This is a genomic window from Shimia sagamensis, assembly GCF_900182745.1.
GTDB classification, from domain to species: Bacteria; Pseudomonadota; Alphaproteobacteria; order Rhodobacterales; family Rhodobacteraceae; genus Shimia; species Shimia sagamensis.
In genome coordinates, this window is record NZ_FXTY01000001.1 from 33,699 (window position 1) to 48,094 (window position 14,396).

Consider the following 14,396-nt stretch of genomic DNA (forward strand, 5'->3'; position numbering starts at 1 on the left):
TCTGAGTTGTAAGGTTTGGAGTAAAGGGTGCGAGGGGCGCAAAAACAAGCGCCCCTCGCAAAGTGAGTTTCACTTAGCGGTATTCGCCTGCGAACTCTTCAACTTTCTCAAGGCCATCTGCGGTTACAAAACCTGGCCCGGAGTTGATGTTGTTGCCTGGCAGAACGCCGTAACGGTGGTAGTTGGTCAGAACCACAACCGGCAGGTACGCCTGCAAAAATGGCTGCTGGTCGATACCCCAATTGATCACGCCGGCCTTGATGCCTTTCACGATCTCTTCGCCAAGGTCAAAAGTGCCGAAGTAGATGTCACCGGCCATGCCGTTTTCATCCAGCGCCAACAGAGTTGGATCTGCGGATGTTGGACCAAGCGTCAGGACCGCGTCGGTGGCCGGGTTGGCATTCAGATACGCCAGAACGCGGTTCTTGATCTCTGCGGGGTCTTGGCCGCTATCGATCATTTGGTCACCGAGATCCACACCCAGACCGTCAGCAAACCCTTTGCAACGTTCTGTCGAAGATGGTGAAGAGATATAGTGGTTCACGCACAGGAAGCTGCCAACGCCATCGCCCTTGGCGCGCAGACCAGCAGCGTAACCCGCATCATACTCTGGCTGGCCGACATACATCAACGCGCCAACTTCACGCGCCTGATCCGGTGTGCCGGAGTTCATGATGATCACATCAACGCCGCTGTCCACAGCGGCTCTAATTGGACCAGACAGAACATCATAGTCAGACAGAGTTGTGATGATGCCGTTTGGCCCGGATGCTGCCGCTTGCTCGATGATGCGTGCCATATCGGCAAGGTCACCGGTTGGCGGGTTGCGGTACTCCACCTCAACACCCATCTGGTCACCGGCAAGCGCGATGCCGTTTTTGATTGTGTTCCACCAGCTGTCGCTGTCCGGTGCATGGCTGACGAGAACATATTTCTCACCTTCGGCGACGGCCGAAGTTGCCATGGCAAATGGGGCTGCCACTACGGCAGCGGCCAAAACCAGCTTCTTTGTAATTGACGTCATGTTTTCCTCCCAAAATCACGTCTTCATGGCACGTGGGCGGCTGATCCCGCCTCTCCGACTCAATTTAAAACACATTCGCCCACTTTTTGCAACCGGTTGCAAAAATAGTTACACCGTTTCATGCTGCACTTATTGAAAAAACCATGTAAACAAGCCTTTGAACCGAACCAAGGACCGACAAAAATGGCCGTGACATTGAAAGAGGTTGCAGAACGCGCGGGTGTTTCGCGATCAGCTGTATCGCGCACCTTCACCGATGGCGCTTCCGTTTCCGACAAGATGCGACGCAAAGTCGAGAAGGCCGCCAAGGATCTGGGCTACAGCCCTAACGCGCTGGCCTCTTCACTCACAACGGGCCGCACCAAGTTGATTGGTCTAATCTCCAACAACTTTCACAACCCGATCTTTCTAGAAGTCTTTGATCTGTTTACACGCGGATTGCAGGACCGTGGGTTGCGCCCCCTGCTGGTGAATCTCTCCGACGAAACCGATCCAGAAAACTCAGTCCGCATGTTGCGTCAGTATTCAGTGGATGGCGTTGTTGTCGCGTCGTCTACCCTACCGCCTGAATTTGCCAAAGCATTTCGAGATGCGGGCGTGCCTGTCGTGCATTCCTTCGGACGCGCCTCAACTGCACCACAAGTGCATGTTGTGGGCATCGACAACGTGGAATGCGGGCGTATGGCCGCACGCGAACTTGTGGTGCGCGGCTATGAACACGTCGGAATTATGGGGGGACCAGAGACCGCCACCTCTACACAAGACCGATTTACAGGCTTCATGTCTGAAATGGCCGCTCACCCAGAAATCAAAGTAAGCCACTCCTTCGCAGAGGCTTACTCTTTTGATGCTGGGCGCCGCGAAATGCTCAGGCTTCTGAAAAACAAACCCGCGCAGGCCTACTTCTGCGGCGACGACGTCCTTTCTATTGGTGCCCTGTCGGCTATCGACGATAGCGGCTTGTCATGCCCTGATGACATTGGCCTCATCGGCCTCAACGACATGGAAATGGCGCAGTGGGAAAACATCAACCTGACAACCATTCATCAGCCGATCCGCCAGATCGTGACCAGTTCCATTGAGCTGATGGTTGCGATGCTGGACGACCCAGAACGCTATCCGGAAACGCGGATTTTCCCTTGCTCCATAGTGGAGCGCGGCACCCTACAACCAGAGGTCTGAGGCCGCGCCAATCGGCGCAGCCTCGACTATCCGCTAGCGAAACATCGGTGGACGGGCATCCATCCACATGCCCCCCTCTTTCGCAGAAGCCACTGCGTTATAGACCGCTGCCATTGAGCGCACACCGTCAACTGCATTTGGCAAACCGTCACGCAGCTCGCCAGAAATGGCATCCGCCAGATCGCAATAGATATTGGCCACCGCCAGCGGAAACCCTTCGGGGTGCGCAATCGCGACACGACTCAAACGCTGCGCGTCCTCATGCAAGCCGCCCTCACCCTTCTCAATGATCTGCGTGCGTCCACCTACTGGCGTGTAGATCAACTGGTTTGGCTGCTCCGATGCCCAGCGCAGACCACCAGTCTCGCCAAAAACCTGAATGTCAAAACCATGCTGCCGCCCAATCGCCACGGAAGATGTCCAAAGCCGCCCGACCGCGCCACCACTCATACGGAAGTTGACCATCGCATCATCTTCCAACTCACGACTGGCAATGGTGGAGGCAAAATCTGCGGACAGGCTTTTGACCTCATCATCCGCAATGAACCCCGCCATGTGCATCGCATGGATACCACAATCCGCAAACTGCCCGGACACACCGGCCATCGCAGGATCATAGCGCCAGCGCACGCGCGGATTATCTGCATCCGTGGCATCTCCGTGATGCCCGTGACTAAAATTTGTGACCACCAAACGGACTTTGCCAATCTCACCGGCCCGTACCATAGCGCGGGCTTGGCGCACCATCGGATAGGCCGAATAGCAATAGTTCACCGCGCAGATCTTATCGCTTTTCGCAGCGACCTTGACGATCTCCTCCCCTTCCTCAACGGTCATGGTCATCGGCTTTTCACAAAGCACGTTGAAGCCACCTTCCAGGAACGCCTTGGTAATTTCGAAGTGGGTCGAGTTAGGCGTTGCCACTGTCACGAGGTCAACACGATCCGCGCGAACCTTCTCACCCGCCAGCATCTCCTGCCAATCGCCATAGGCGCGATCCTCCGCGATACCCAGGCGTTGCGCATATTCCTTGCCCACGTCTGGACGATGATCCAAGGCGCCAGCGGCCATTTCAAACCGGCCATCGGCCAACGCCCCCAGCCGGTGCGCCGGCCCAATCTGGCTGCCTTCGCCGCCACCAATCATGCCCCATTTCAGTTTGGTCATGGCTCTCATTCCTCCTCAGGTGCCTGCAATTCAGCACCTCCGCAATACAGTTGTGATACAGACGTCATACCGACGTTCAGATTTAGCTGAATCCGATGGACTCAAGATACTCGCGGTTCTTGCGCGCGTCGCCCACCGGATCCGGATCCAGAAGCGGATCGCAATCCTGCTCCACCGTGCACCAGCCCTGGAAATCTGCATCCAACAAGACTTGCCGCACAGCGGGGAAGTCCACATCCCCCTCACCCAAATTGCAGAAAATCCCCTGCCCACAAGCGTCATAGAACCCCGTACGCTTTGCGATGACGTCAGCCTTTACCCTCGGATCTATGTCCTTGAAGTGCATGTATGAAATACGGTCGACGTGCTTCTTCATGAAGGCCACCGGATCAAAGCCCGCATAGCTGTGGTGCCCAGTGTCAAAGCAGATCTTCAAGATGCTTTCATCCACCTCGTTCAACAAACGCTCCAGCTCCGGTTCAAAATCCATGAAGCCAGCCGCATGCGCGTGAATACCAACGGTTAGGCCATACTCCTCGCTCCCGATGCGCGCGGTCTCCGCAATCCGATCCCGATAGGCCAGCCATTCGGCTTTATCCATCTGCACAGCCTCGCCAGCACGCCCAGCCGTCGGCGCCCGACGCGGAGATATTGAGTCAATTAAAACAAGATGTTGCGCACCATGTGCCTTCAGTGCCTTGGCGGTGCGATGCGTCGCATCCAACACGTCGTCAAACGCATCGGGATCGTGATAGGCCCGAAAGACCACTCCGCCGATCAGCTCCAGATCATGCGCCGCCAAAGCCTCTCCCAGCACCGCGGGATCCTCTGGCATGAACCCCACTGGCCCGAGCTCGATGCCCTTATATCCAGCCGCAGCACATTGTTTCAAAACGGTTTTCCAGGTTGGATTGCGGTCGTCCTCCGCAAATTCCACACCCCAAGAACAAGGCGCATTGCTAATCCGAATACTCATTTCGCTCACTCCAAAGTCAGAAGCTGTTGATATTTTTCCAGGTTTTCGCGTCATTGCTGGCCAAAGCCGCTGCAATCACACGATTCACCTCATGTCCGTCACGGAAGGTCGGGAACACCGCCTTCCCCGTTTCAATCGCACGCAGAAAATCCCGCGCCTCGATGATGATCTGATCCTGATAGCCTGTGCCATGCCCCGGCCCTTGGCAAAACGGTTCATAGTCAGGATGCGCCGGCCCCGTTAGGATTTTCACAAATCCCCGCGTCGCTTCCGGACCTTCCATACGATAGAGCCAAAGCGCATTCTGATCTTCCTGATCAAACCGGATCGCACCTTTTGTCCCGGTGATTTCATAGGCATAGCCCATCTTCCGGCCTGTCGCGATGCGCGAGAAATACATATGCCCCATTGCGCCGCTCTCAAACCGGCACATCATCTGCGCATGGTCATCGTTGGTCACTAAACCACCGGGCCGCTCCGCATGCACAGTCTCAACCTCACCCAGTACTTTGGAAATCGGGCCCATCAGCGCCAGTGCGCAATTGACCATATGCGGCGCCAGATCCCCCATGGTTCCATTGGCCACTCCCTGCGTGCGCCAACTGGCGGGTGTATCAGGGTCTGCATAGAAATCCTCGGTGTGCTCCCCACGAAACCAGGTCACATCGCCAATCTCGCCACGTGCGATCAAGTCGCGTGCAAACTGTGTTGCTGGCGTTCGCACGTAGTTGAACCCCACCATATTGGGCACACCAGCAGCTTCCGCCGCAGCAACCATCGCGGCGCCGTCAGTCATAGACGCGCCTAACGGCTTTTCACACAGCACAGGTTTTCCGAGCGCGAAGGCGGCCTCCGCAATGTCCCGATGGGTTTCTTGCGGCGAAGCAATCACAACAGCATCAACTTTTGGGTCAGATACCAACGCACGCCAGTCGCCTGTTGAACGCTCAAACCCATACGCCTCCTGATACCGCTGCGCGCTTTCAGGAGTAGACGCGCATACCATTTCCAACCGCGGCCTCAGGGCCGTGTTGAACACCGCCCCCACAGAGGCCATCGCGACCGCATGAGCCTTGCCCATATAGCCGCCGCCACAAATGCCGATACCGATCTGGGTCACTGCGCAGTCTCCATTTTGAAATTCAATTTGCAACCGGTTGCAAAACTTGTATCTTGAGATTCGAAAACTCGCAAGCCGCATTCGTTCGGACACTACAATTTCCGCACAGTGCTCCAGAAGGGTCGCGCAAAGATGACGACAAACAACAACACCATTCGCCTCACCACAGCTCAGGCAATAATTCGCTGGCTTTCCAATCAGTTCATAGAAATTGACGGGCAGGAATTGCGCGTCTGCGGCGGCGGCTTTGGCATCTTTGGCCATGGCAACGTGACCTGCTTGGGAGAGGCCTTGAATGGCGTGCGGGAAGAGCTGCCACTGTATCGCGGCCAAAACGAACAAAGCATGGGATTCGCGGCTGCGGGATACTCCAAGCAATGGCTGCGCCAACGCTTCATGTTCTGCACCGCATCCGCTGGACCGGGCACAGCAAACCTTCTGACAGCTGCCGGATTGGCGCATGCAAACCGTCTACCCATGCTATTGCTCTGCGGAGACACCTTCCTCACACGCTTACCAGATCCAGTGCTGCAGCAGATGGAGCACTACAACGATCCAACCTTCGGGGTGAATGACGCTTTCAAACCCGTCGTGCGCTACTGGGATCGTATTTCGCATCCGGCACAAGTGATCCAGTCCCTGCCAAACGCGCTCGCAACCATGTTGGACCCTGCCGATTGTGGCCCAGCCTTCCTTGGCCTGCCGCAGGACGTGCAAGGGTGGACTTACGACTATCCCGAAAAGTTCTTTGAGAAGAAGCTGCACCGCATCCGTCGTCAATCTCCGGACGCGGCCGAAATCGCCGACGCCGCGGCACTGTTGGCAACAGCCAAACGTCCAATGATCATTGCTGGCGGCGGCGTGCAGTATTCGCAGGCAGCCTCCGAGCTCACTGAATTTGCCGAAAAGCACAGCATTCCCGTGGTCGAGACCATCGCTGGACGCGCCAACATGCTCGCAACCCACCCCCTGAATATTGGGCCAATTGGTGTCACCGGCTCAGACAGCGCCAATGCCATCGCTGAGAAGGCGGATGTGATCCTTGCGGTTGGCACCAGGCTACAAGATTTCACCACCGGCAGCTGGACCGCCTTTGACCAAGACGCACAATTCATCTCGGTCAACGCCGCCCGCCATGACGCAGGCAAGCACATGTCCTTACCCGTGGTTGGCGACGCCAAACTGTCGCTAGCCGCGCTGGACAGCGTACTCGACATGAACACCCCCCCGCCATGGGTTGGCATTGCTCTGGCGGAACGCAAAAAATGGGACGCTTATGTGACTGACAACGTGTCGCTCGACGATCGCCCAAATTCCTACGCGCAGGCCATCGGCGTGGTGAACGACCTCTGCGATCCACGCGATCGCGTCGTCGCCGCAGCAGGCGGCCTGCCAGCAGAAGTCACCGCCAATTGGCGCACGCTGGATATCGGCACCGTGGATGTGGAATTTGGCTTCTCCTGCATGGGGTATGAGATCGCCGGTGCCTGGGGTGCCCGCATTGCCCAAGCAGAACGGGAACCGGAGCAAGATACCATCACCTTCTGCGGTGACGGCTCTTACATGATGCTCAACTCAGACATCTATTCTTCCGTCCTGAGCCAGAAAAAGATGATTGTGCTTGTATTGGACAACGGCGGCTTTGCCGTGATCAACAAGTTGCAAAACAACACCGGCAACGAGAGCTTCAACAACCTGCTCGAAGACTGCCCGACCATTCCAGAGGCCTTTGGCGTCGACTTCACGGCCCATGCCGCCTCCATGGGCGCAACGGCCGAAAAGGTGGCCAATCCGGCCGAGTTGGCCGAAGCTTTCAAACGCGCCAAAGCCAGCGAAAAAACTTACGTCATAGTCATGGATGTCGACCCTTACGAAGGCTGGACCACCCAAGGCCATGCCTGGTGGGAAGTTGGCACCCCGCACATCACCGAAGACGACACGGTGCGCAAAGCGCATGTTGACTGGGAATCCAGCCGCGTCAAACAACGTCGGGGCGTGTGATGAACTTGATTGAAGCCATCAAAGGCAATCGCTTCGCCGTCTTTGGCCGCGCGGGCATGGACATGTTTGCAGATCCAATTGGAGTAAAAAGCGAGGATGCAACCATCTTCCGAGCTGACCTTGGCGGGTCCTCAGCAAACATCTGCGCCGGTCTTGTTAAGCTTGGATCGACAGCCTCCCTCGTTACGTCTGTGTCTGACGACGCGGTAGGACGGTTTTGCATCAACCGCCTGCAAGACTACGGCGTGGACACTCGCTACGTCCGCTCTGTTGGCGGCGAGGCTCGGACGTCTTTGGCAGTTTATGAAAGCTGCATCGAGGATTTCCAAAACGTGATCTACCGCAACGGCGCGGCGGATTTTGAGGTCACAAACGCGGACATGGACGCAGTGGATTATGGCGCGTTCACCGCGCTCATTACCGCAGGAACCGTATTTGCCGCGGAACCGTCTCGCTCCGCGACCTTCCGAGCCTTTGAAAACGCGAAAGCTGCTGGTTTGCCAGTAATCTTTGACATTGATTACCGCCCCTACAGCTGGCCATCCGCAGAGGTTGCCTCCGATGTGCTCTTGCGCGCTGGTGATGCCAGCGACCTGATTGTTGGCAATGATGAAGAGTTTGGCTTCATGGCTGGCGGCATTGAGAAAGGCCTTGATAAGGCGCGGGAACTGGCCGCCGACGGCAAACTGGTGATCTACAAAATGGGTCACGAAGGCGCCATCACATTGGCTGGCGGCGAAGAAATTCGAACCGGAATCTTTCCCGCCACCGCCATAAAACCCAACGGGGCAGGCGACAGCTTTATGGCTGGCCTGCTCGCCTCCATTGCCACCGGTCACAGCTTGCGTGACGCAGTGCTGCGCGGGTCCGCCTGCGCCTCAATTGTGGTGTCAAAACCCGGCTGCGCCAACGCCATGCCCACAACCACCGAGCTTGAGGCCTTTTTGTCCTCGCACTCCGGACCAACATTTTAAAAGGAGAGCCCAATGCATATTGCGCCCCATGACAATCAAAACAAACCCATCGTAGATGCGAACCATGACTTGGTGCCATTGAATTACTTCAATATCGTGAAGCTCAAGCGTGGCGAAGTGTTTGAATACGCTGTACCCGGCTACGAAACCTGCGTTGTGCCGGCCACCGGCACTGTGGACGTAGATGTGGAGGGCGCAGTCTACCCGGACTTGGGCAAGCGGACAGAAGATGTCTGGGACGGCGACCCTGAAGGGGTCTATGTACCGGTGGGTGCGAAGGTGCGCATCACATGCAAAACCGACGCAACCGAGACTTTCATTGCAGGCGCCAAATACGACAAGGTTCTGGAACCGTTTGACGTCCGCGTGCCAGACCTTGATCTGGTGCAATACGGCTCTGACGACACCAAAACCCACCGCAAGATCAAGCACATCCTCGGCGCAAATCACCATGACAAAGTTGGGCGCCTTTTGGTCAGCGAGCTGTTCACGGTTGGCGAAGGCGGCTGGTCTGGTTTCCCATCTCACAAACATGACACCGACCGTCAGGCTGCAGACGGTGAGATGATCGAAACCCGCCACGACGAAACCTACAACTTCCGCTTCAAGCCAAACTATGGCTCTGGCGTTCAAATGCTGCAACGCGAGGACAACAAACCGGGCGATGCCTATCACATCATGGATGGCTCAACGATCATGCTCGACAAAGGGTACCACCCCTGCGCCGTGCTGCCCGGCTATCAGATGTATTACTTCACCATCCTCGGAGGTTTGAGCCAACGCAGCCTCAAGCAGTACTTTCAGCCCACCCATGAGGAACAGCTGCACACGATCCCTGGCATTATGGATATGGTTGCGAAATTCAAATGACACTGGTGACATTGAAAGAAGCCCTACAGCCCGCGCTGAAGGATGGTTATGCAGTGGCCGGATTGGTCACTTTAGGCTGGGAAGACATGCGCGCTTACGTGGCGGCGGCAGAAGCGGAAAACGTGCCCGTGATCTTGCAGGCAGGCCCCTCCTGTCGGGAACACACCCCCTTGCCCGTTTTGGGCAAGATGTTCTCACATCTCGCCGAAAATGCCTCTGTACCTGTCGTCGCACATCTCGACCACGGCTACACCGCTGAGGAATGCCGTATTGCGGTCGAAAGCGGCTTTACGTCGGTGATGTTTGACGGGTCGCGCACGCCTTTGTCGCAAAACATCAACGATACCTCCGCGATTGTTGAAATGGCCCATGCGGCGGGTGTATCCTGCGAGGGGGAAATCGGCTTTGTCGGTTACTCAGGCGGCGAAGGCTCTGCGGGTACCGATCCAGAGGAAGCTGCACAATTTGCACGGGACACCGGCGTTGACGCCATGGCGATTTCAGTCGGTAACGTGCATTTGCAGCAAGACAAAGAAGGCGGATTGGACGTAGATCGCATCAATGCCATTGAAGCGTTGACCGAAGTGCCTTTGGTGATCCATGGCGGCTCCGGTGTGCCGGTGGCACAACGGCAAGAGTTGGCGCGCGGCTCCAAGATCTGCAAATTCAACATTGGAACAGAACTGCGCATGGCCTTTGGCGACGCCATGCGCACAGCAGTGAATTCAGATCCCCTACGCTTTGATCGCGTGCAGATCCTAAAAGAAACCCACGATCCATTAGTGGCCAAAACCCGCCAAGTTTTGCGCAGCTTCAAGGGGGCATAGATGACACGTATCGGACTTTTGGGATGTGGCCGGATCGGCCAAGTACATGCCCGATCCATCGCACAGATTGAGGGGGCAACCGTTTCGGCGGTGGCCGACGCTTTCCCTGCTCCAGCTCAGGACCTGGCCAACCGTGCAAACGCCAAGGTCATGGATGCCATGGAACTTATCAACAGCGCCGACGTCGACGCGGTTGTCATCGGCACCCCAACCGACACCCACTACGACCTCATCCACGCTGTGGCCAAAGCGGGCAAAGCAATCTTCTGTGAAAAACCCGTCGACTTATCCTCGGACAGAATCCGCGACTGCAAAGCTGTTGTCGAAAACGCCGGTGTACCCTTCTTAACCGCGTTCAACAGACGTTTTGACCCAAACTTCGCTGACTTGCAGGCCAGACTGCAACAGGGCCAAATTGGCGACACAGAAATCATCACCATTCAGTCCCGCGACCCCTCCCCGCCCCCAGTCAACTACATCAAAAGCTCCGGCGGTATTTTCCGCGATATGATGATCCACGACTTAGACATGGCCCGTTTCCTTCTTGGAGAGAACCCCGTTCGCGTCTACGCGATCGGATCGGCACTCGTGGATCCAGAAATCGGCAATGCGGGTGATGTGGACACCGCCGCTGTCACGCTGTCCACAGCCAGCGGCAAAATCTGTCAGATCACCAACTCGCGACGCGCGAGCTATGGGTACGACCAACGAATAGAAGTGCACGGATCACGCGGTATGTTGCGTGCCGAAAACGTGCACGAAACAACGGTTGAAATAGCAACCGAGACCGGGTTCGCTCGGGCACCGGTGCAACACTTCTTCTTGGAACGGTATGAAGCAGCCTATCGCGCGGAAATGGCGCATTTTGTTGCCGCTGTTGAAAACAACACGCCACCGGCGCCAGGCATTGAAGACGGTTTACAAGCTCAACTTCTGGCTGATGCCGCCGATCAATCGCTGAAAAACGGCAAACCTGTCGACCTCACCTGACTTTCGGTGGGCTCCGCAGAAATCAAACGGGGCATCGTGCGATATTCACGATGCCCCGTTCTGTTTCAAACTAGACGCCCTGTGTCCCTCAGGACGCCAGTTTCACAGCTTCCATTTTCGTAAGCCTTGCACAGAACTGGTCTTCGTTCAGCCCCTCCTCAATGGCGCGCTTAAAGAAGGCCGCCTGTGTCTCCGGCGCCAACCCATTTGACGGAGGATCACGATCCAGATTTGTCGGGAACGAATAACCCTCTGCTGTGGCAGCAATGGCTGCGGAGAGTTCAGCCTGGGTTAGCGATCCCTCTGCGTAGGCGCGGACGGCATGCGGAAACACCAATCGGCACATCTTATCCCGGTCAACTGTCTCCATAGCTCGCCCAAAGGCGGAAGACACTTGCAGCAGGTTCACAAACCGATGGATATCCAATCGCGCATGCTGTCGCGCCTTTCGATAGAGACCGAATGTCGGGGGAATTGAGGATAAGTCATAACTGCATTATAGCATGTTCGTGATTTGCTTTCAATTATTATCCCTAAATTTCAGTGACTTAACCCTACAATTCCACTTTGGGGTCGCACGCCCACGAGATCCATATAGACGCTAGCATTTATGTTGCAACAACACAGAAATACATCTCTCGCGCAAAGTATATACGCAAGGATACGGCCACCCACCAAGCAACGCCGGAAAGGCAGCGACCCTAAGCACAACCACACAAGAGCGAGAAAACGCCTGTTGAAACGGCCTGCTGTTTTCAGAGAGTTTAAATGGTGCCAGGGGCGGAATTTAAAAGAAGATTTAAGATCTTGTAAATAAAAGGAAAAAATTATCAAACATAAGCACTGGTACCCCATTTGGTACCCCCAAGCCTGAATTTTCCTCTGGTGCGAGTGCAAATGCCCGCTTGTCCAAATAAGGCGATCCACTAAAGTCTATCTCACTCGATGTTGCCTCCATCTTTCCGGGCCGTCGCTGAGTGCCGCCCCCAACTTTTTCACGGAATCAAGGGCTATCGAACCGTTACAGTCGGTTGTGGCCTTGGTATTGTATGACCGCTTTCAGCCCAAAGCAGACATACCTGAATAGACATTGGGCGGAAAACGGTCACTCTCTGCAACTGAACTAAAACCCAACAGAGGATTGAAAGCGGCCATTCAAAGAGAGATTCTGGTCGCTTCAATTGCAGGCTAGTTGGGACTTGAAAAAGTGATCCGCTGCTTAGTCGTCTGCGTAGATAAGATATGTTGACACAGACCATAGATCGCCCGAACCTCGCGAAAAGCAATAAAGTGACGCCTCGGCGCGAAAGAGAACCCGTGTCTCAAACCAAAAATGACTACTCTGACGAAACCATTTGGATGCTCGCAGTGCGTGATACCCGCGATCGCGGGGCATTTGCTGCGTTGTTTGACCATTTTGCGCCGCGCCTGAAAGGCTTCCTCATACGTGGTGGTGCAAGCCCACAACAAGCGGAGGAGATCGTCCAAGATGTGATGCTGACAATTTGGCGAAAAGCCGACATGTTTGACCCTCATCGCGCTCAAGTATCCGCTTGGATTTACCAGATAGCGCGCAACCGCCGGATTGACATCGCACGCAAAGAAAACCGCCCCATGCCGGAGGCGTTAAAAGAAGAACCGGAGCTTGAGCCTGACGCCAGTCAAATCCTTGGTTTGGAGCAGGAGACAACGCAGTTGAAACAAGCTCTTGCCGCCCTCAAACCAGAGCAGCGCGAGGTGATAGAGAAAGCATACTTGGGCGAGCTGACACATCAAGAAATCAGCATGCAAACCGGCCTGCCACTCGGAACAATCAAATCGCGAATCCGGCTCGGATTACAGCGGTTGCGACATGAACTAAAGGACCTCACACAATGAGTGCCATAACCCATCACGTGCCAGACGCCATTTTGGCATCCTATGCAGCAGGAAGCCTGCCACAGGCTTTTGCAGTGGCCGTGGCCAGCCATGTTTCCCTATGCGCACATTGCCGCGGGGCGCTTGAGGCGCATCAGGCTGTTGGTGGTGTGATTTTGGAAGACACCAAAGCTGTGGCGGTGTCGGCCAGTTTAAAGGACAGCATTCTGGCGCAACTTGATGCGCCATATACGCCTGAACCGGTTTACGAACGGAATGGAATCTTTCCTGGCCCGGTTATGGAGGTGATGCAGCGACATGCACCACGTTGGAAAAAACTGGGAATGGGAGTGCGGCAAGATATTTTGTCAGCTGACGCTCATGGGTCGGTTCGCTTGCTTTATATTCCACCGGGACAAGCGGTGCCGGATCACAGCCACAATGGGCTGGAAATGACACTTGTCCTCCAAGGCAGCTTTAGCGATGAAACTGGTCGGTTTGGCGTTGGAGATCTGGAAATCGCCGATGAAACCGTAGAGCACACGCCTGTCGCAGATCCAGGTGCGGCCTGTATTTGCCTGGCTGCCACCGATGCAAGACTGCGCTTCAATGCGCTTGTTCCGAGGTTATTGCAGCCACTGTTTCGCATCTGATTTCATAGCAAAATCACCACTCCTGAAACCATCGGAAATCCGGTGGTTTCTTTTTTATTTCAATTTCTTAAATCACACAATCGTGAGGTGGAGATCCAGCAACGACTGGGCGGCGTACTCCTTGTACGAACCCACATTAAAAATGTGCAACACTCGCACACCGACAAGGAGTAACTCCAATGACACACAAGCTAAAGACAACCATTGCCGCTGCTGTACTGAGCGTATCGGCAGCTTCTGCTGCTCCCGCAAACACGATCGTCGACATCGCCGCTGGCGACGACCGTTTCTCAACTTTGGTGGCGGCTGTGACTGCTGCCGGTTTGGCCGAGACATTGTCCGGCCCCGGTCCGTTCACGGTGTATGCCCCGGTCAATGAAGCCTTTGATGCGCTGCCTGCCGGGACGGTAGACACGTTGCTCAAACCAGAAAACAAACAGCAATTGACCGATGTGCTTCTGTACCATGTGGACGATCGCAAACTGACGGCTGACATGATCCCGGCTGGCTCCAACTACTTTAAGCCACTACTCGCAAGCGAACGGCTTTGCATCACCTCTGGCTCAGACGGTGTGATGATCGCAGACGGCACCGGTGCAATGGCTAATGTCGTGATTGCGAATATTGAGGCGGACAACGGGGTCATCCATGTTGTCGATAAGGTGCTTCTGCCCGGCACACGCCCAGACTGCCACTGATCGACGGACACGACAAAAATTTCGTGTAAAAGCACTCAGCCGGTGATCCTGCGGAAT

General features: G+C 55.5%; 14 protein-coding genes. 9 read left to right on the plus strand and 5 right to left on the minus strand.

All coding sequences use genetic code 11. The features are described from left to right. Positions 1–73 precede the first annotated feature (73 nt). Positions 74–1,024, minus strand: coding sequence for a sugar ABC transporter substrate-binding protein (locus tag QOL67_RS00140; RefSeq protein WP_283423923.1), 951 nt, complete (start codon positions 1,022–1,024; stop codon positions 74–76). Positions 1,025–1,207: 183 nt separating this feature from the next. Here QOL67_RS00140 and QOL67_RS00145 point away from each other — a divergent pair, with 183 nt between their 5' ends. Further along, positions 1,208–2,206 (plus strand): LacI family DNA-binding transcriptional regulator, encoded by a 999-nt coding sequence (locus QOL67_RS00145; protein WP_283423924.1) that lies wholly within the window; start codon positions 1,208–1,210, stop codon positions 2,204–2,206. Between the two features lie 33 nt (positions 2,207–2,239). Here the strand turns inward: QOL67_RS00145 and QOL67_RS00150 are convergent, their stop codons facing one another. From QOL67_RS00150 to QOL67_RS00160, 3 genes are all read right to left on the minus strand, one after another. Then, positions 2,240–3,373 (minus strand): Gfo/Idh/MocA family protein, encoded by a 1,134-nt coding sequence (locus QOL67_RS00150; protein ID WP_283423925.1) that lies wholly within the window; start codon positions 3,371–3,373, stop codon positions 2,240–2,242. An 82-nt stretch (positions 3,374–3,455) separates the two neighbouring features. Then, the gene (locus QOL67_RS00155) at positions 3,456–4,349 is read right to left on the minus strand and encodes a TIM barrel protein (protein WP_283423926.1); all 894 of its coding nucleotides are present in this window, start codon (positions 4,347–4,349) and stop codon (positions 3,456–3,458) included. A 16-nt stretch (positions 4,350–4,365) separates the two neighbouring features. After that, positions 4,366–5,469 (minus strand): Gfo/Idh/MocA family protein, encoded by a 1,104-nt coding sequence (locus tag QOL67_RS00160; RefSeq protein ID WP_283423927.1) that lies wholly within the window; start codon positions 5,467–5,469, stop codon positions 4,366–4,368. Positions 5,470–5,601: 132 nt separating this feature from the next. Between QOL67_RS00160 and iolD the strand changes: the two genes are divergently transcribed. The 5 genes from iolD to iolG are packed head-to-tail and all read left to right on the plus strand — an operon-like array spanning position 5,602 to position 11,131. Further along, positions 5,602–7,470 carry a 3D-(3,5/4)-trihydroxycyclohexane-1,2-dione acylhydrolase (decyclizing) gene (iolD, locus tag QOL67_RS00165; protein WP_283423928.1) on the plus strand — a complete coding sequence of 623 codons (1,869 nt, stop codon included), beginning with the start codon at positions 5,602–5,604 and terminating at the stop codon, positions 7,468–7,470. Further along, the gene (locus tag QOL67_RS00170) at positions 7,470–8,444 is read left to right on the plus strand and encodes a PfkB family carbohydrate kinase (RefSeq protein WP_283423929.1); all 975 of its coding nucleotides are present in this window, start codon (positions 7,470–7,472) and stop codon (positions 8,442–8,444) included. Before iolD ends, QOL67_RS00170 begins: the two co-directional genes overlap by 1 nt. A 12-nt stretch (positions 8,445–8,456) precedes the next feature. After that, complete coding sequence (locus QOL67_RS00175) at positions 8,457–9,314, plus strand: 5-deoxy-glucuronate isomerase (protein ID WP_283423930.1); 858 nt, start codon at positions 8,457–8,459, stop codon at positions 9,312–9,314. Next, on the plus strand, positions 9,311–10,141 hold the full coding sequence (locus QOL67_RS00180) for a class II fructose-bisphosphate aldolase (protein WP_283423931.1): 831 nt from the start codon (positions 9,311–9,313) through the stop codon (positions 10,139–10,141). The genes QOL67_RS00175 and QOL67_RS00180 overlap by 4 nt, the downstream gene beginning before the upstream one ends. After that, positions 10,142–11,131, plus strand: coding sequence for an inositol 2-dehydrogenase (gene iolG, locus QOL67_RS00185; RefSeq protein ID WP_283423932.1), 990 nt, complete (start codon positions 10,142–10,144; stop codon positions 11,129–11,131). Positions 11,132–11,219: 88 nt separating this feature from the next. On the opposite strand, the gene QOL67_RS00190 is transcribed toward iolG, so the two are convergent. Next, entirely contained in the window at positions 11,220–11,501 is a 282-nt protein-coding gene (locus QOL67_RS00190; protein WP_346770591.1) for a hypothetical protein, read from the minus strand. A gap of 872 nt (positions 11,502–12,373) precedes the next feature. Here QOL67_RS00190 and QOL67_RS00195 point away from each other — a divergent pair. The 3 genes from QOL67_RS00195 to QOL67_RS00205 all read left to right on the plus strand — a co-directional run bounded on the left by QOL67_RS00195 (position 12,374) and on the right by QOL67_RS00205 (position 14,339). Then, positions 12,374–13,009 (plus strand): sigma-70 family RNA polymerase sigma factor, encoded by a 636-nt coding sequence (locus QOL67_RS00195; protein WP_430458922.1) that lies wholly within the window; start codon positions 12,374–12,376, stop codon positions 13,007–13,009. Beyond that, positions 13,006–13,641 (plus strand): ChrR family anti-sigma-E factor, encoded by a 636-nt coding sequence (locus QOL67_RS00200; protein WP_283423933.1) that lies wholly within the window; start codon positions 13,006–13,008, stop codon positions 13,639–13,641. The genes QOL67_RS00195 and QOL67_RS00200 overlap by 4 nt, the downstream gene beginning before the upstream one ends. A 179-nt stretch (positions 13,642–13,820) precedes the next feature. Further along, entirely contained in the window at positions 13,821–14,339 is a 519-nt protein-coding gene (locus QOL67_RS00205; RefSeq protein ID WP_283423934.1) for a fasciclin domain-containing protein, read from the plus strand. The last annotated feature ends 57 nt before the right edge of the window (positions 14,340–14,396 follow it).

Bases quoted from the DNA above. Each gene is read 5' to 3' on its own strand.
- QOL67_RS00140 (WP_283423923.1), bottom strand. From the start codon at position 1,024: ATGACGTCAATTACAAAGAAGCTGGTTTTGGCCGCTGCCGTAGTGGCA.
- QOL67_RS00145 (WP_283423924.1), top strand. From the start codon at position 1,208: ATGGCCGTGACATTGAAAGAGGTTGCAGAACGCGCGGGTGTTTCGCGA.
- QOL67_RS00150 (WP_283423925.1), bottom strand. From the start codon at position 3,373: ATGACCAAACTGAAATGGGGCATGATTGGTGGCGGCGAAGGCAGCCAG.
- QOL67_RS00155 (WP_283423926.1), bottom strand. From the start codon at position 4,349: ATGAGTATTCGGATTAGCAATGCGCCTTGTTCTTGGGGTGTGGAATTT.
- iolD (WP_283423928.1), top strand. From the start codon at position 5,602: ATGACGACAAACAACAACACCATTCGCCTCACCACAGCTCAGGCAATA.
- QOL67_RS00170 (WP_283423929.1), top strand. From the start codon at position 7,470: ATGAACTTGATTGAAGCCATCAAAGGCAATCGCTTCGCCGTCTTTGGC.
- QOL67_RS00175 (WP_283423930.1), top strand. From the start codon at position 8,457: ATGCATATTGCGCCCCATGACAATCAAAACAAACCCATCGTAGATGCG.
- QOL67_RS00180 (WP_283423931.1), top strand. From the start codon at position 9,311: ATGACACTGGTGACATTGAAAGAAGCCCTACAGCCCGCGCTGAAGGAT.
- iolG (WP_283423932.1), top strand. From the start codon at position 10,142: ATGACACGTATCGGACTTTTGGGATGTGGCCGGATCGGCCAAGTACAT.
- QOL67_RS00190 (WP_346770591.1), bottom strand. From the start codon at position 11,501: ATGGAGACAGTTGACCGGGATAAGATGTGCCGATTGGTGTTTCCGCAT.
- QOL67_RS00195 (WP_430458922.1), top strand. From the start codon at position 12,374: ATGTTGACACAGACCATAGATCGCCCGAACCTCGCGAAAAGCAATAAA.
- QOL67_RS00200 (WP_283423933.1), top strand. From the start codon at position 13,006: ATGAGTGCCATAACCCATCACGTGCCAGACGCCATTTTGGCATCCTAT.
- QOL67_RS00205 (WP_283423934.1), top strand. From the start codon at position 13,821: ATGACACACAAGCTAAAGACAACCATTGCCGCTGCTGTACTGAGCGTA.